This window comes from Nitrospiraceae bacterium, assembly GCA_019637075.1.
Lineage (GTDB): Bacteria > Nitrospirota > Nitrospiria > Nitrospirales > Nitrospiraceae > JAHBWI01.
This window is the reverse complement of the sequence record JAHBWI010000002.1, coordinates 150,169-164,769: the sequence shown is the minus strand read 5'-3', so window position 1 is coordinate 164,769 and position 14,601 is coordinate 150,169. Positions and strand designations below refer to the sequence as shown.

Sequence of the window (14,601 nt, the reverse complement as noted above, 5' to 3'; positions counted from 1 at the left end):
AGTTTCCGGCCGTTTACGCTCATGGGCAAACGGCCGCTTCCCCTTTTGGTCCCTCCTTTTGACGTACCCTTCACGATGGATAGTGCGTCAGTTCTTCTTGCGGTAGCCTTAGAACCGTGTGGGGCGGGCTTCTAACCGAGGAGGGATCGTGAAGTCACGATATAGCCAGCGGGCGACCGTTAAGTGCACCTGCTCATTTTCCTGCGATGGGATACTGAGCCAGGCACAGGTCGTGAACCTTTCCGTTCCCGGCTGTCTCCTGAAGACGAGACTGAAATTAAAGGTCGGGCAATCCCTGCTCCTCCGCTTGGCGTTTGCGGGCACTCAGACCCCCCTCCACGTCACGCTGGCGGTCGTTCGGTGGGTGAATGGAGCCGAGGCGGGGGTCGAATTCATTCGGATGTCTGAGGCCGATCAAATTCGGCTGCGGTGGCTGGCAGGTCATGTGGAGAAGCGCACCCCACAGCAAGCTTGGAGTTCGCCGGTCGTCTGCATGGGTGTGTCGGAAAGCTGATACAGGCGCTAAACGCAAAGGGCTATGGGTAAGGTTGAGCATAGGAGGAGGCACAGGTCGTTTCCGAGGAGCCCTACCATCGAGGTACGTCCAGCGGGTAATGCCCGTTCTGGGGTCAGATGGTAGATTTGAACTGTTAGCCACTGAGTCCGAACCTCTGAGGAGGCATGATATGGCGAATCCTAGTCAGTCCAAACTTGCTGTCTGTGCGGTATTGGCGCTTGGTCTCGGTGGCTGTGCCGTGATTGAAACCAACACAGGAAGCTCCGCTGTGCTGCCCAGCAGCGCCTATTTTTCGGTCGATCAGGCGGACTTGAGGGTTCTTCAAGGTATTGCCCATGCCCAGGAGCAGCGGTTGAAAAACTGTTCCAAGGGGCTGGCCTGCGAAGACGCCTATTATACCCGTGGGTTGGTGGCGCTCTTTGAGAATCGAGCCGATGCGATTACGGTCTTTCAGGAACTGCATACCACTATGCCGCAAAGCCGGTTTGACGCGGCGGTCGTCGGTTGGCTGAACTTGTTGCAGGACACGACTCCCGCGACAAAGCAGAATACGGCATTGCACGCGCAGTTGAAGCAGGAGGTTCTACACAATCTCCTGGAGCGGCAGGAACTGGCGCTGGCGAGGGGCATCAAAACTCAGGACCGGAAAGTTGCTGAATTGAGCCGCTAAGTATCGGAGCGTTTCGGCTCCCACCGCATTCCCGACCGGTGGTCTCTCCCGCCGGTCGGATTCCAGTTCCAATTGCTTCACCGCTTCGGCAGTTCATCCCCCCTAGACCTTCCCTTTCGGGCTCCGAACGAAACAGATCTGGCCACGACAGGCTGATCAGCCTTCCGCTGCAGGTCATTTCTGGAGTCTTTAGCTATGTTGAGTTTGAACGTTGCCACGGCTACACTGGCGGAAACTTCACGTAGCTGGCGTTGCTGTTGGGTGTGGGAGGCTCGTATGCGGTTGTCGTTCGTGTCCTGTGTTCTCGCGGGTGTGCTTCTGGGGGCTGTCCTTCTCACCCAGGCCGCCGCTCAGAACGACGGAGCTAGCGGGGGTGAGGCCATCAAAGGACAGGATGGCGTTCCGATGGCATTGATTCCTGCCGGGGCCTTTACGATGGGCAGCAATGAAGGGCTGCCCAATGAGCGACCGGAACATTCCGTCACGCTCGATGCCTACTACCTCGATCGATACGAAGTGACGATGGTGCTCTATGATAAGTTTCTGCGTGAGGCCAAGCATGACGCCCCGCCCACCTGGGACGACGAAGCGGCGACGACGGTCGGCGATCGCCCAGCAGTCGGGATAGGGTGGGGAGATGCGGCAGCCTATTGCAAATGGGCCGGGAAGCGACTGCCGACGGAAGCCGAATGGGAAAAGGCGGCGCGCGGGGTAGACGGGCGGCGGTTCCCTTGGGGGCATATGCAGCCATTCGTCGATATTGCAAACTACAATCGCGGTGTGTGGGTGAGTGAGGCCATCACCTTGGTCCCGGTGACTGGAGGCGTTGAAGGCATGAGCGTACGGCATGGGCTCAAGGAGGGGGGGCGGAGTCCCTACGGCATTCACCACATGGCGGGCAATGCTGCCGAGTGGGTGGCCGATTGGTATGATCGTGAGTATTATCAGGCCAGCCCGGACAAGAATCCGACTGGCCCGGCGAAAGGTGAGCGGAAAGTCATTCGTGGGGGATCATGGGCCGATTTGCCGACGGCGCTCCGTGTCTCCGCCAGATTTTCGGCCGACCCCGAATTTCAGGACCGGACGATCGGCTTTCGCTGCGCTATGGATGTGACCCACTGAGGCATGAACGCTTTTCCTTACCGAGGCTGACGAGGACCAGCTTGATGGTCAGGATGCTTCGTTTTGCATAATGGCTAACGCTCCACCACCTTCTTCATCCACTCGCAAAGAGAAGCTGCTGTTCATAGGGGCCGCAGGGTTCGTCTTGGTGCTGGCTCTGGTATCCATGCGATCGGAGCAGCCCCGTAACGTATCATCCGCCCGTCTCGTGTCTTCCGCTGCGCCTCAACTGGATCCTGAGAAGGTGTCTCTCGTGACCGGGGAGGAGCCCATCCAAACGCTCTTCATTCGCCCGGGTTGCCCGGTTTGCCATACGATTCCAGGCATTGAGGGAGCGAATGGGCAGGTGGGGCCGCCTTTGTGGTTGGGTGAGACCGCCGGCTCGCGGCTGAAGGATCCGACATACCGGGGGACGGCAAAATCGGTACGCGAGTATATCGTGGAGTCGATCGTTTCGCCTGGCGCCTACGTGGTTCCCGGATTTCCTCCGGATACCATGCCGAATTGGTATGGCCAGAAGCTGAGTGCGGGGGCGCTCGACAGGATTGCGTCCTATCTCGAAGACCTCAAGCCGCCTCCGGCTGCCGCTCGCTGATCGGGACGCCGAGAGCCTGTGATCTGGGCCGGTAAGAGCTTAGGCCGGCCGCTTTTTCTGTGCCGTGGAGCCGAGTTGGTTTCCCTGAATCTGAAATCCCTTCTCGCCTTTCTTGTCCTTGTCCAGTAGCGCCGCGACGGCTTCGTCCCCTTTCAGTCCTTCCAGCTTGATCTTGAGCCGCAGGTTGTTGGCGCTATCGGCGTTGATCAAGGCTTGTTCGATACTGATCTTGTTCGCCTTGTACAGCTGCAAGAGGACGTAATCGAACGTCTGGCAGCCTTCCTCGATGCCTTGCTCCATGGCCTCTTTCAGCGTGTCGACCTCCGAGCGCTTGATCAAGTCCTTGATGCGCGGGGTGTCCAACATGATTTCCAGGGCCGGTACGCGGCGGCCGTCCAACGAAGGGATGAGCCGCTGTGAAATGATCGAGCGAAGGTTCAAGGAGAGCTGCAGATAGATCTGGGCGTGTCGTTCAACCGGGAAAAAGTTCATGATGCGTTCGATTGCCTGGTTCGCGTTGTTCGAGTGAAGGGTGCCCAGGCAGAGGTGGCCGGTTTCGGCGAACGTGATGGCGGCTTCCATCGTTTCAGTGTCCCGGATTTCGCCGATGAGAATGACGTCCGGCGCCTGCCGCAGCGTATTCTTCAGCGCATGGCCGAAGGAGTGGGTGTCGAAGCCGACCTCGCGCTGCGTAATGATCGACTTCTTGTGGTGGTGCACGAACTCGATGGGGTCTTCGACACTGATGATGTGTCCGGCATGCACGGTATTGCGGTGGTCGATCATAGCGGCGAGTGTGGTGGATTTACCGGACCCTGTGGCGCCGACGACCAGGACCAGGCCGCGCTTCGTCATGGCGATGTCTTTGATGATCGGAGGCAAGTCGAGTTGCTCGACCGTCATGATCTCTGCCTTGATGTGGCGAAAGACGAGCCCGACGTTGCCCTTCTGGCGGAAGATGTTCACGCGGAATCGGCCCAGGTCCTTGTAGTACAAGGCCAGGTTCATCTCCATCTTTTCTTCGAACTCGCCTCGTTGCTGGCCGCGCATCAGGGCCAGCGCCAACGCCTCCAGCTGTTCGTTGGTAAAAGGCGGGGCGTCCGTCCGGTGAGTCGAGCCGTGGATGCGGTAGATGGGGGGGGCATCGACCGTCAAGTACAGGTCGGATGCCTCCTGTTTCACCATCACTTCGAGCAGGGTTCTCACATCCATGGTCGTCCTCTTTCCTGACCTAGGTCGTTACCGGTTTCGGCTGCGTCACGCGGATTAGGCGGCACCGCCCATGACTGCGCCGAACAGGTTGGGGTTCATACTGCGCGACTGCGCCTCGGCCTTGGTAACGACCCCTCGTGTGGCGAGATCGACCAACGCCATGTCCATGGTCTGCATGCCGTCCTTCTGGCTTGCCTGCATGACCCCGGGAATCTGGTGCAATTTCGCTTCGCGGATGAGGTTGCGCACGGCCGTGGTGCCAATCATGATCTCGACCGCCGCTACGCGCCCGCCGGTCTTTTTCTTGAGCAACGTTTGTGTGAGGACTGCCTCGAGCGTCTCGGACAGCTGCGCACGAACCTGCGCCTGTTGATTCGGCGGAAAGGCGTCGATGATGCGGTCGACTGTCTTGGGGGCGCTGGAGGTGTGCAAGGTGGCGAACACTAAGTGGCCGGTTTCTGCCGCCGTCAACGCCAACTGAATGGTGTCGAGGTCCCGCATTTCGCCGACGAGGATGATGTCTGGGTCTTCACGAAGCGCGGCCCGAAGAGCGTTGGCGAATGACAAGGTATGGACGCCGAGTTCCCGCTGGTTGACCAGGCACTTTTTTGACTTGTGGACAAACTCGACCGGATCCTCGATCGTCAGGATATGGCCTTCATACGTGTTGTTTAGGTAATCGATCATTGCGGCCAAGGTCGTCGACTTGCCGGACCCGGTCGGCCCCGTGACCAGGATCAACCCCTTCTCACGGTCGCACAGTTGTCGGAGGATCGGTGGCATGCCGAGCTTTTCCAGCGGAAGGATCTGCGTCGGAATGGTGCGGAACACGGCGCCCAATCCGCGGCCCTGAATGAAGACGTTCACGCGAAAACGGGCGATATCGCCGAGGTCGAAGGAGAAGTCACATTCCCGATGCTCCTCGAAGTTCTTGCGCTGCGCGTCGCTCATCATGTCGTAGATCAACGCGTGGGTTTCATCCTGGCTGAGAGGAGGGTGATCGAGTTTCTTGAGGTCGCCGTGGAGGCGTACCATCGGCGGCTCTCCGGAGCTGATATGGCAGTCGGAGGCGCCCTGTTGAACGGCAAACGTGAGGAGTTTGGAAATGTCAATCATCGCTCGCTCCCTCGCGTGGTATGGCTTACGTATGAATAGGGGGAGTATCCGGAAGGCCGGTCCGTCCCGTCAGACTCCTTGGATGATGCCATAGGGCGGTCAGAAAGCAAGAAAATAGCAGGAACACAAGGGGGCGCCCGCAGTCGAGCGATCAGAAAAATAAACGAACGGTATGGCCAGTTAGAGAACGGAAAGAGCTTTTGCGGCTCGCGCCATTACCGCAAGCGCCTGATTGATGTGTGCAGGGGTATGATCGGCAGTGACGGTCATCCGGATACGGCTGGTCTCGGGCGGCACCGTCGGAGGACGAATCGCCGGGGCGTAGATACCATCGGCGAGCAGTGCGTGGGACATGCGGAGCGCGCGGTCGGCATCGCCGATCAGAATCGGAACGATGGGGCTGACGGTTGGTGTAAGGGGAAACCCGAGATCCTGCAACCCACGGACGAGCCGGTCTCGGTTGGCCCACAGTCGCTCGCGGCGTGCCGGGTCTTCCCGCACGATCCGCAGGGCTTCGGTTGCCGCAGCCGCTGAGCCCGGTGCCGGCGCGGTCGTATAAATAAAGGACCGACAGCTGTTGACGAGATACGAGATGAAAGCTCGACTCCCCACCACATAACCGCCTTCCGCACCCAGCGCCTTGCTCAGGGTGCCCATCTGAAAGGCCAGACGCCCTTCGACTCCGCAGTGTTCCGCTGAGCCCTTGCCGGTCCGTCCCATCACTCCCGTCCCATGTGCATCGTCCACAAAAAGTCTGGCGTCGTAACGTTCAGCTAAGGCGACGAGGTCCGACAGGGGAGCGAGGTCGCCATCCATGCTGAAGAGCCCGTCGGTGACGATCAGCGTCGGTTGCCGAGCTGATCGACGGGCAAGCAGCCTCTGGAGGTGTTCCATGTCGCAATGACGGTATACCCGGAATGTCGCGCCGCTTAACCGGCAGCCGTCGATCAGGCTCGCGTGGCACAGACGATCCGCGAGAATCAATCCGTCCTTGCCGATCAGTGCGGGGATGATGCCGATGTTGGCCGCATAGCCTGAGCTGAATGCGAGTGCCGCCTCCGTGCCCTTGAATTGTGACAACGCCGACTCCAATTCCGTGTGGGGGGGAAGAGTACCGCAAACGAGACGCGCGGCTCCTGCTCCCGCGCCATACCGCTCCGTCGCAGCCATAGCGGCTCCAATGACGTCGGGATGGGTGGCCAAGCCCAGGTAATTGTTCGAGGCCATCAGCAGAACCTCCCGGCCGTCGAGGCTTACCGTGGGGCCGGTTGCCGAGGCGATCGGGCGGATTTTGCGAAGGAGGTGCTGAGCGCTGAGTCGATCGAGATAGTCTTGGAACATGGCGTAGTAGGGCGATGTCTGCGCAAGGTATTTGACAATGTCGAGCTGCCCCTAGTATAAGGCGCGTTGCCGCGAGAGGCGACGGTTGTTTTACCGATGGCCTCCGGCAAGGTGAAGGCATGACCTATCGCATCCGAGTCCCGTCAAAATCCGATCCCCTCGATGAGGCGCACCTCGTCAGCGGGATGGAACGCTTTCTCATCACGTTGCAGGAGCAGCGACGGGCTTTGTTGGTTGGGGTAGGTGTGTTCTTGACGGCCGGTGCCGTCGTGGCCGGTGTGCTCTGGTACGACTATCAAACCACGGAGAAGGCTCGCGAGTTGGACCGTGAGGCTACGCTCCATTATCTGAACCGCCCGGCAGACGATCCCAAGAAGGCGCAGGAGCAGCTCAATCAGGCGATCACTCTCTACAGGCAGGTCATCGACCAATATCCCAGGACACCGGTCGGCCCTCTGGCCCTGTTCCATCTGGGCAACGCGCAGGTGTTGGCCAATCAGGTCGATGCCGGCATCGAAACCTATAAGCGGTTCTTGTTGTTGTACGGCAACAATCCGTCGATGTTGGGTCTGGTGCAGCAGCGACTGGGATATGCGTTCCTCATAAAGGGCGATCGTGACCAGGCCGCCAAGGCCTTCACGGCAGTGCTTGAAATTCCGGGGGCGCTCAATAAGGATAATGTCTTGTTCGAGCTTGCCAAGCTCGAGGAGGCTCAGTCCAGGCCGGAAGGGGCCGTTGCCCACTACCAGACGTTGATGAAGGATTACCCCAACTCACCGTTTGCCAGCGAAGCAGCCGTGCGGGTGAAAGTGCTCGATCCCAAGAAGGCTGCGGAAAATGCTCCCGCCCCGGCTGCGCCGGCCGCGAGCGTTGCAACTCCGCCGGCTCCTCCTCAAACTCCGCCTCCAGCCAAGCCGGCTGCAAAGGCAAAAGACCCGGCCAAAGCCGTATCACCGGCAAAGGCTTCGACTCAGCCCGCGAAAAAGAAGCAGGAATAAAGCGGTTCGGTCTCGGTAGGACGTGTGGGATGGCGATCGCGCCTAGTGTGCGATCACCAGGAAGTCTCCAGCCTTGATCCCGGCCCCGGTCAGGTTATTGTTGGCCTTAAGGGTCTTCACCGAAATGTGGAATCGCTTGGAGATCTTTTCCAGCGAATCCCCCACCTTGACCTTGTACCATTTTCCTGAGTCGGGCTCTGATTTTCCATGCTGGACTTTCACCGGCATCGGGGGAAATTTGTGCGTCGGGGCCCGGTCTAGCAGCTGTTCGACCTTCTCCCTCGTCCCAACCGGCACCTTCAGGCGGTATTCCGGATCGTCGGGCGGGGTCGCGTCCCTTCGGAGTTCCGGGTTCAGCAGCCGCAACTCCTGATAGGAAATGCCGGTGATGTTCGAAATCGCCTTGAAATGGATGGGGCGGCGGACCACCACTTCCTCGAACTGATGCGGCTCCGCGTCATTCGTGGGGAAGCCATATCGGTCCGGATTTTTGGCGATGATCGTGGCTGCCATGAAGCGAGGCACGTATTCGCGGGTCTCGCGACGGATGAGCCTGGTCTTGGCGATGTCGGAGAAGCTTTCGGCTTGGGCCTTGTGGAGGGCCCGCATAACCTTGCCTTCTCCGGCATTGTAGGCGGCCATCGCAAGCTGCCACGTGCCGAACAGATCATAGAGATCCCGCAGATACCGAGCGGCTGCCACCGTAGACTTGATCGGGTCCCGGCGCTCGTCGACGTAGCTATCGACGCGCAGTCCGTATACTTTGGCTGTCCCCTTCATGAACTGCCAGGGGCCGGTGGCGCGGGCGCGTGAGTAGGCGTGCGGATTGAAGCCGCTTTCCACCAGCGACAGATAGATCAGGTCGCTCGGCAAGTTGAATTCCGAGAAGATGCTGTCGACCAACGGGCGGTACCGACTGAGCCGGATCAACCACTGCTCGAATCGATTCCGGATCGAGACGTTGAAGAAGCGGATATGCCCTTGGACTGACGGATCAAGGATGATCGGCACATTATAGGTCATGTCATCAGCCGCCTGGCCCTCGGCCGGTGCCGGTTCCTGCGCGAGTTCAGCGGGGGGCGTCAGTAGGTCGGAAAATCGGGCTGCGGTCCCGGTGAGGGGCTTCAATTGAAGAAGCTGTTCGGCCGGGAGGATCTCGGTCGAAGATTCAACCGACGGGGAGGCTGCGAGCTCAGCCGCTTCACTTTCCTGAGCCGCGGCTTGGTCCTCCGCATCTATTAGGTATTCCGGTTCCTGTACGAGGGGCGGTGTCTCCGGTGTGCCGGTTTCTGGGGCGGCTTCCGGAGCTTCGGTCGGGAGATCTTGCGCCGAGGTGACGGAGGGTGAACAGATGCCGGTCAGAAGCAGCCCGGCTAATAACGGTCCCATGAATCCCGGAGTATGTGTGCTCACTTGGACCTCGGCGTGATGATAGAGGACTGTGGGGTGGAGGCTCTCTCGAAGCTTAGACTATCCAGGCGGTCACAAGTTGTCAAGAAATTGCACAGTGTTGAATTGGTTCCTCGCATCGCCCTGTCTGGGCGCGGGAGAATGTGTGCCGCTCAGGGTGAGAATCGTCCGACTTTCAGCGTGAACTGGCTGAAAACATAGGCGCTTCCGTAGGTCGTTACCTTGACTCCGACTAGGGGCTATGGTAGCGTACGCCCCTTCCAATTCAGACCTTGATTGCCCTGCACAGTTGAGGAGGTTCGTTCCATGCTGAAACGGTATCTATTGGCTCCTGGTCCGACGCCTGTTCCGCCGGAAGTTTTGCTCGCGATGGCGCGACCGATGGTGCATCACCGGGCCCCTGAGTTCGATAAATTGTTCGCCGAGGTTCGCGCGGATCTGCAGTGGTTGTTTCAAACGACCAGCGATGTCCTGATCCTCGCCTCCTCCGGTACCGGCGGCATGGAAGGGTCGGTCGCAAATTTTTTGTCCCCCGGCGACAAGGCGCTCACCATCAACGGAGGCAAGTTCGGTGAACGCTGGACGAAGCTCTGTAAGGCGTTCGGCGCGCAGGTTACCGAATTGAAGGTCGAGTGGGGCCAGGCCGTGGATCCCCAGGCCGTGGCGGATGCACTCAAGAAGGATCCTTCCATCAAGGCCGTATACGTACAGGCCAGCGAAACGTCGACCGGCGTGGCGCATGATGTGAAGGCTCTGGCCGATATCGTTAAGAATTATGAAGACACCATCCTGGTCGTGGACGCCATCACCGCACTCGGGGTCCTTGACCTGAAGACGGATGCGTGGGGGCTCGACGTGGTGGTGACCGGGTCTCAAAAGGCCCTGATGCTTCCTCCGGGGTTGGCCTTCGCAAGTGTCAGTTCGAAGGCATGGCGGTTGGCTGAGAAGGCCAAGAACGCGACGTTCTATTTCAATTTCAAGCGAGAGCGAGACAACCAACAGAAGAACACGACCGCCTATACGCCGGCCGTGTCGCTGATCATCGGCTTGAAGGAAGTGCTCAACATTCTCAAGACCGAAGGGTTGGAGTCCGTGTTCGCCCGCCATGCGCAGTTGGCCAGAGCCATGCGCGAGGGCGTCAAGGCCGCAGGTCTCGAACTGTTTCCGAAGGAGCGCCCCAGCGACGCCTTGACTGCGATTTGTGCTCCGCAGGGCGTGGATGGACAGGCGATCTACAAGAACCTTCGCACGCAATACGGCATGACCGCGGCGGGCGGACAGGATCATCTCAAGGGTAAGATCTTCCGTATCTCGCACATGGGCTACATTGACAGTTTTGACGTCATTACCGCATTGGCGGCCGTCGAAATGGTGGTGAAGGGGCTCGGACACCCCGTCAAACTCGGCAGCGGTGTGGCGAAAGCGCAAGAAATCCTGATGGGCAAGGCGTAGATTCACTTTCATCCAAGGCACCACGACAATGAAAATCCTCGTCAGCGACAGCTTATCGAAGCAAGGCGTCGAACATCTGGAGAAGGCCGGGTTCACGGTCATCGTCAAAACCAAATTGCCCAAAGAAGAACTCCTCAAGGAGATCAAGGATGCGGACGGGTTGATCGTTCGCTCGGGCACCAAGGTTACGGCTGAGGTAATCGCGGCCGCGGACAAGCTCAAGGTCGTGGGGCGTGCGGGGTCCGGTCTGGACAATGTCGATACGCCCGCGGCGACCCGCCGCGGCATCGTGGTGATGAACACGCCCGGCGGCAACACCGTGACGACCGCCGAACATACGATGGCGATGATTTTTGCCATGACCCGTCGGATTCCCCAGGCCACGGCTTCCACGAAGTCCGGGAAGTGGGAAAAAGACAAGTTCATGGGCGTGGAGCTGTACAACAAGACGCTGGGCATTGTCGGTGTCGGCCAGATCGGCGGTTATCTGACGAAACTCGCGCAGGGTGTGGGTATGCAGGTCATTGCGTACGATCCTTACCTGGCTCAGGACCGGGCTCAGAAAATGGGCGTCACGATGGTGGACCTCGATGAGCTGTTCCGCCGCGCGGATATCATCTCCGTCCATACGCCGCTGACGCCGGAGACGAAGGGCATCATTAACTCCCAGGCCATCGCCAAGATGAAGCCGGGCGTGATGATCGCCAATTGCGCGCGCGGCGGCATCGTCAATGAAGCCGACCTCTGCGAAGCCTTGAAAACCAAGCGTGTCGCCGCAGCGGCGTTCGACGTGTTCGAGGATGAGCCGGTAAAGGCCGACAATCCGCTGTTGTCGCTGGATAATTTCATTTGCTCGCCCCACATCGGCGCCTCCACGACGGAAGCTCAGGAGAATGTGGCGGTCGGGATCGCCGAACAGATCGTCGATTACTTCACCAAAGGCATCGCTCGCGGCGCCGTGAATATTCCATCGGTATCACCGGAACTGCTGCCGCGGCTGCAGCCCTACTTGTCGCTCGCAGAACGAGTCGGTTTGCTCCAGGCCCAGTTGCTCGAGGGTGGGTTGGAGCGTGTGACCGTGGAGTACAGTGGCGAGGTGGCCGGACTGTCCGTTGCCGCCCTGACCATCGCCGTCCTCAAGGGGCTGTTGACCCCGATCCTGGAAGATCCGGTCAATTATGTGAATGCCCCGATTGTGGCGAAGGAACGCGGGATCGAGGTGAAAGAGATCAAGAGTACCGATGCCGGAGACTTCACCAGCGTGATTCGCGTGCGCGTGGAAGCAGGCAAAAAGTCCCATCAGGTCGCGGGGACCTTATACAACCGCAAAGATCCCCGGATCGTCGAAATCGACCGCTTCAAGGTTGAAGTGGTGCCGGAAAGCCATCTCTTGCTGATCCAGAATGAAGACCGTCCGGGCGTGATCGGAAACGTCGGCCATGTCCTCGGCGATCACGACATCAATATCGCTCGCATGCAATGTTCGCGTGAAGAGCGCGGCGGCCACGCGTTGCAGATCTTCGGCCTGGATGCGCCGCTTCCGACGGCCGTGCTCGACCAGATCAAGAAGAGCAAACACATCCTTTCCGTCAAGGTCGCGGACCTGTCGAAAGGCCTGTAGGCTCCCCGGCAGGCCACTATGGGTGTTCCCTCTCCGAAGGTTTCCGCTCCGCCCCCCGCTGCAGTCGGGAGGCAGGAGCGTTCGCTCATTCCCGTCGGGATGAGCACCATTCTCCCTCGCGCCGCGCAGCGGATCCGTCACCTCGAACAAACTCTGATGACCGTGCTGGCTCGAGCCGGCTATCAGGAAATCATCTTGCCGATGTTCGAGTACCTGGATGTCCTTGCCCCGGGGCTTGAATCCGAACTCATTGAAAAGTGCTTCCAGCTGGTGGATCGTACGACCGGTCGGTTGATGCTGCTTCGCCCGGATGCGACGGCCCAGATCGCGCGGACCGTCGCCATGGGTATGATGGGAGCCGAGCTGCCGCTCCGTCTCTGCTACCGCACGTCCGTATTCCGGTACGAACGGGAACACGCCGGTCGCGATCGGGAGATCTATCAGGTTGGGGCGGAGCTGATGGGTGTCGAAGGGGTGGTCGGCGACGCCGAGATTCTTGCCGTGATGATGGAATGCCTGAAGCGGGTCGGGCTGAAGTCGTTCAAGGTGACGGTCGGCCATGTTGGGTTTTTTCACGGCCTCTTGGTGCGCTCCGGGCTTTCGCCGGAGGGCCAGAAGCAGGCCGAAGAAGCGGCGGCTCGGAAAGACCTGCCGTTGCTGGAGGATCTCTTGCGCATCGAGGGGATATCGAAATCCTCAGCGGCCAAGATCCTTGAAGCGCTCGAATTGTGTGGAGACCGGACGGTCATCGAGCGGGGCAGGCGAATTGCCGGCCGTGATCGCCTGTTGACCGGGGCGCTCGATCGGTTGGCCAGCGTGTACGAACGGTTGTCCAAGACCGGTCAGCGTCATTCTGTTTTGATCGACCTGGGCGAATTCCGCGGGTTTGAGTACTATGACGGGATTGTCTTCGATGTCTTTGCCGGAGGCGTCGGCGCCGAACTCGGCGGTGGCGGCCGGTACGATCATCTCTTGGGCCGGTTCGGGCGGGCCATGGCTTCGACCGGCTTTGCGCTAGACGTCGATCGACTCTTCCGCGCAATCGACTATGCGACTTCTGGCGCGACCGGTTCCGCACTGGATCGAATGAACGGCCACGCGTCGCCGCAAACTCGGGCGACGCGAAGGGCGCGACCATGAAACCGCTGTCGCCTGCCGACCTCGCTGATCCTAAACTGCCTCCCCAAAATCTCGAAGCCGAACAATCCGTGCTCGGCGCCATTCTGTTGGACAACAGCGCCATGGCGAAGGCCATGGAACTGCTGACGGCGGAGGAGTTCTACCGCACCTCACACCGCAAGATTTACCAAGCGATGTTGGACTTGTCGGATCGAGGCGAGGTGATCGATCAGATCACCCTGACCGAGGCTCTGCGGGCACGCTCCGAGTTGGAAGCGGTGGGCGGCGCTGCCTATTTGGCCGAACTGGTTCAGGTGGTTCCGACCGCCGCCAATATCCGCTACCACTCGAAAATCGTACGGGACAAGGCTTTGCTGCGCGGGCTGATCCACACCTCGACTGAGGTGATTACTCGAGGCTACGACGGCACGTCGAAAGTCGACGACCTGCTGGATTTTGCGGAACGGTCCGTGTTCAGTTTGGCCCAGGGGAAACTCGATCGCTCCTTTACGCCGGTCAATCAAATCATCAAGGAAAGCCTTGATGTGGTCGATAAGCTGTCGAAGCGCAAGGAGCGCGTGACCGGGGTCCCTACCGGCTACTATGATTTGGATGATTTGACGGCGGGTTTGCAGGCCTCCGACTTGATCGTTGTCGCCGGTCGTCCCAGCATGGGGAAGACCAGTCTGGCCCTCGGAATGGCGCAGCATGCGGCATTGCACGCCGGCACGGTCGTGGGCATTTTCAGCTTAGAAATGTCCAAGCCACAGCTCGTCCTCAGAATGTTGGCGTCCGAGGCGCGCGTGGACTCCCATGCGCTGAGGACCGGAAAATTGCAGAAGGAAGATTGGTGGCGGTTGGCGGAGGCGGCCGGGAAGTTAGAGCAGGCGCCGATCTTCATCGATGACTCGGGCGCCGTGACGGTGCAGCAGATGCGCGGCAAGGCTCGCCGGCTGAAGGCCGAGCGGGGACTCGATCTGATCATCGTCGACTACCTCCAATTGATGCAGGGGCGTAGCGACGCCGAATCGCGTCAGCAGGAGATCTCAGATATCTCCCGTTCCCTGAAAAGCCTTGCGAAGGAACTGAACGTACCGGTGATTGCGCTGTCGCAGCTCAGCCGTGCCGTGGAAAATAGAAAGCCGCCGATTCCCATGCTGGCCGATCTTCGGGAATCCGGCGCGATCGAACAAGACGCCGATGTCGTGATGTTTATTTACCGGGAAGAGGTGTACGAACCAGCCACCGAACGGAAGGGCATCGCGGACATCCTGGTGAGTAAGCACAGAAACGGTCCGATCGGTAAACGCGAGCTGTTTTTCCACGATCGTTTTGCAAAGTTTGAGAGCTTGGAGAATCGCGAGGCCGTTTGACGCTCACTTTCCCCAATCTGTATAATCTCCAAAGAATTCCAATTGTTTTCCCCGG

13 protein-coding genes are annotated in these 14,601 nt (G+C 59.5%); 9 read left to right on the top strand and 4 right to left on the bottom strand.

The window, feature by feature from the left end:
* The first annotated feature begins 148 nt into the window (after positions 1-148).
* The 4 genes from KF814_05030 to KF814_05015 all read left to right on the top strand — a co-directional run bounded on the left by KF814_05030 (position 149) and on the right by KF814_05015 (position 2,904).
* Positions 149-514 (top strand): PilZ domain-containing protein, encoded by a 366-nt coding sequence (locus KF814_05030; GenBank protein ID MBX3235494.1) that lies wholly within the window; start codon positions 149-151, stop codon positions 512-514.
* A gap of 172 nt (positions 515-686) precedes the next feature.
* Positions 687-1,187 (top strand): hypothetical protein, encoded by a 501-nt coding sequence (locus KF814_05025; protein ID MBX3235493.1) that lies wholly within the window; start codon positions 687-689, stop codon positions 1,185-1,187.
* A 276-nt stretch (positions 1,188-1,463) separates the two neighbouring features.
* Positions 1,464-2,309, top strand: a complete 846-nt coding sequence (locus KF814_05020) for an SUMF1/EgtB/PvdO family nonheme iron enzyme (GenBank protein ID MBX3235492.1) — start codon at positions 1,464-1,466, stop codon at positions 2,307-2,309.
* Positions 2,310-2,379: 70 nt separating this feature from the next.
* Positions 2,380-2,904, top strand: a complete 525-nt coding sequence (locus tag KF814_05015) for a hypothetical protein (GenBank protein ID MBX3235491.1) — start codon at positions 2,380-2,382, stop codon at positions 2,902-2,904.
* Between the two features lie 39 nt (positions 2,905-2,943).
* Here KF814_05015 and KF814_05010 read toward each other — a convergent pair whose 3' ends face one another.
* From KF814_05010 to bioF, 3 genes are all read right to left on the bottom strand, one after another.
* On the bottom strand, positions 2,944-4,116 hold the full coding sequence (locus tag KF814_05010) for a PilT/PilU family type 4a pilus ATPase (protein MBX3235490.1): 1,173 nt from the start codon (positions 4,114-4,116) through the stop codon (positions 2,944-2,946).
* A gap of 54 nt (positions 4,117-4,170) precedes the next feature.
* Positions 4,171-5,229, bottom strand: coding sequence for a type IV pilus twitching motility protein PilT (locus KF814_05005; protein MBX3235489.1), 1,059 nt, complete (start codon positions 5,227-5,229; stop codon positions 4,171-4,173).
* A 183-nt stretch (positions 5,230-5,412) separates the two neighbouring features.
* A complete protein-coding gene (bioF, locus tag KF814_05000; protein MBX3235488.1) occupies positions 5,413-6,573 on the bottom strand; it encodes an 8-amino-7-oxononanoate synthase in 1,161 nt (386 codons plus the stop codon).
* A 119-nt stretch (positions 6,574-6,692) separates the two neighbouring features.
* Here bioF and KF814_04995 point away from each other — a divergent pair, with 119 nt between their 5' ends.
* Positions 6,693-7,571 (top strand): tetratricopeptide repeat protein, encoded by an 879-nt coding sequence (locus KF814_04995; protein ID MBX3235487.1) that lies wholly within the window; start codon positions 6,693-6,695, stop codon positions 7,569-7,571.
* 42 nt (positions 7,572-7,613) lie between these two features.
* On the opposite strand, the gene KF814_04990 is transcribed toward KF814_04995, so the two are convergent.
* Entirely contained in the window at positions 7,614-8,984 is a 1,371-nt protein-coding gene (locus tag KF814_04990) for a transglycosylase SLT domain-containing protein (protein ID MBX3235486.1), read from the bottom strand.
* A 303-nt stretch (positions 8,985-9,287) separates the two neighbouring features.
* On the opposite strand from KF814_04990, the gene KF814_04985 reads away from it, so the two are divergent.
* Genes KF814_04985 through dnaB form a run of 4 tightly spaced genes read left to right on the top strand, consistent with a single transcriptional unit; the run spans position 9,288 to position 14,546 of the window.
* Positions 9,288-10,433 carry an alanine--glyoxylate aminotransferase family protein gene (locus KF814_04985; GenBank protein MBX3235485.1) on the top strand — a complete coding sequence of 382 codons (1,146 nt, stop codon included), beginning with the start codon at positions 9,288-9,290 and terminating at the stop codon, positions 10,431-10,433.
* 28 nt (positions 10,434-10,461) lie between these two features.
* Positions 10,462-12,054, top strand: a complete 1,593-nt coding sequence (serA, locus tag KF814_04980) for a phosphoglycerate dehydrogenase (protein MBX3235484.1) — start codon at positions 10,462-10,464, stop codon at positions 12,052-12,054.
* An 18-nt stretch (positions 12,055-12,072) separates the two neighbouring features.
* Positions 12,073-13,194, top strand: coding sequence for an ATP phosphoribosyltransferase regulatory subunit (gene hisZ / locus KF814_04975; protein MBX3235483.1), 1,122 nt, complete (start codon positions 12,073-12,075; stop codon positions 13,192-13,194).
* Entirely contained in the window at positions 13,191-14,546 is a 1,356-nt protein-coding gene (gene dnaB, locus KF814_04970) for a replicative DNA helicase (GenBank protein ID MBX3235482.1), read from the top strand. The genes hisZ and dnaB overlap by 4 nt, the downstream gene beginning before the upstream one ends.
* Positions 14,547-14,601 lie beyond the last annotated feature (55 nt).

What these genes read in the sequence shown, in the direction of transcription:
- KF814_05025 (MBX3235493.1), top strand. Translation starts at nt 687, where the DNA reads ATGGCGAATCCTAGTCAGTCCAAACTTGCTGTCTGTGCGGTATTGGCG.
- KF814_05020 (MBX3235492.1), top strand. Translation starts at nt 1,464, where the DNA reads ATGCGGTTGTCGTTCGTGTCCTGTGTTCTCGCGGGTGTGCTTCTGGGG.
- KF814_05015 (MBX3235491.1), top strand. Translation starts at nt 2,380, where the DNA reads ATGGCTAACGCTCCACCACCTTCTTCATCCACTCGCAAAGAGAAGCTG.
- KF814_05010 (MBX3235490.1), bottom strand. Translation starts at nt 4,116, where the DNA reads ATGGATGTGAGAACCCTGCTCGAAGTGATGGTGAAACAGGAGGCATCC.
- bioF (MBX3235488.1), bottom strand. Translation starts at nt 6,573, where the DNA reads ATGTTCCAAGACTATCTCGATCGACTCAGCGCTCAGCACCTCCTTCGC.
- KF814_04995 (MBX3235487.1), top strand. Translation starts at nt 6,693, where the DNA reads ATGACCTATCGCATCCGAGTCCCGTCAAAATCCGATCCCCTCGATGAG.
- KF814_04985 (MBX3235485.1), top strand. Translation starts at nt 9,288, where the DNA reads ATGCTGAAACGGTATCTATTGGCTCCTGGTCCGACGCCTGTTCCGCCG.
- serA (MBX3235484.1), top strand. Translation starts at nt 10,462, where the DNA reads ATGAAAATCCTCGTCAGCGACAGCTTATCGAAGCAAGGCGTCGAACAT.
- hisZ (MBX3235483.1), top strand. Translation starts at nt 12,073, where the DNA reads ATGGGTGTTCCCTCTCCGAAGGTTTCCGCTCCGCCCCCCGCTGCAGTC.
- dnaB (MBX3235482.1), top strand. Translation starts at nt 13,191, where the DNA reads ATGAAACCGCTGTCGCCTGCCGACCTCGCTGATCCTAAACTGCCTCCC.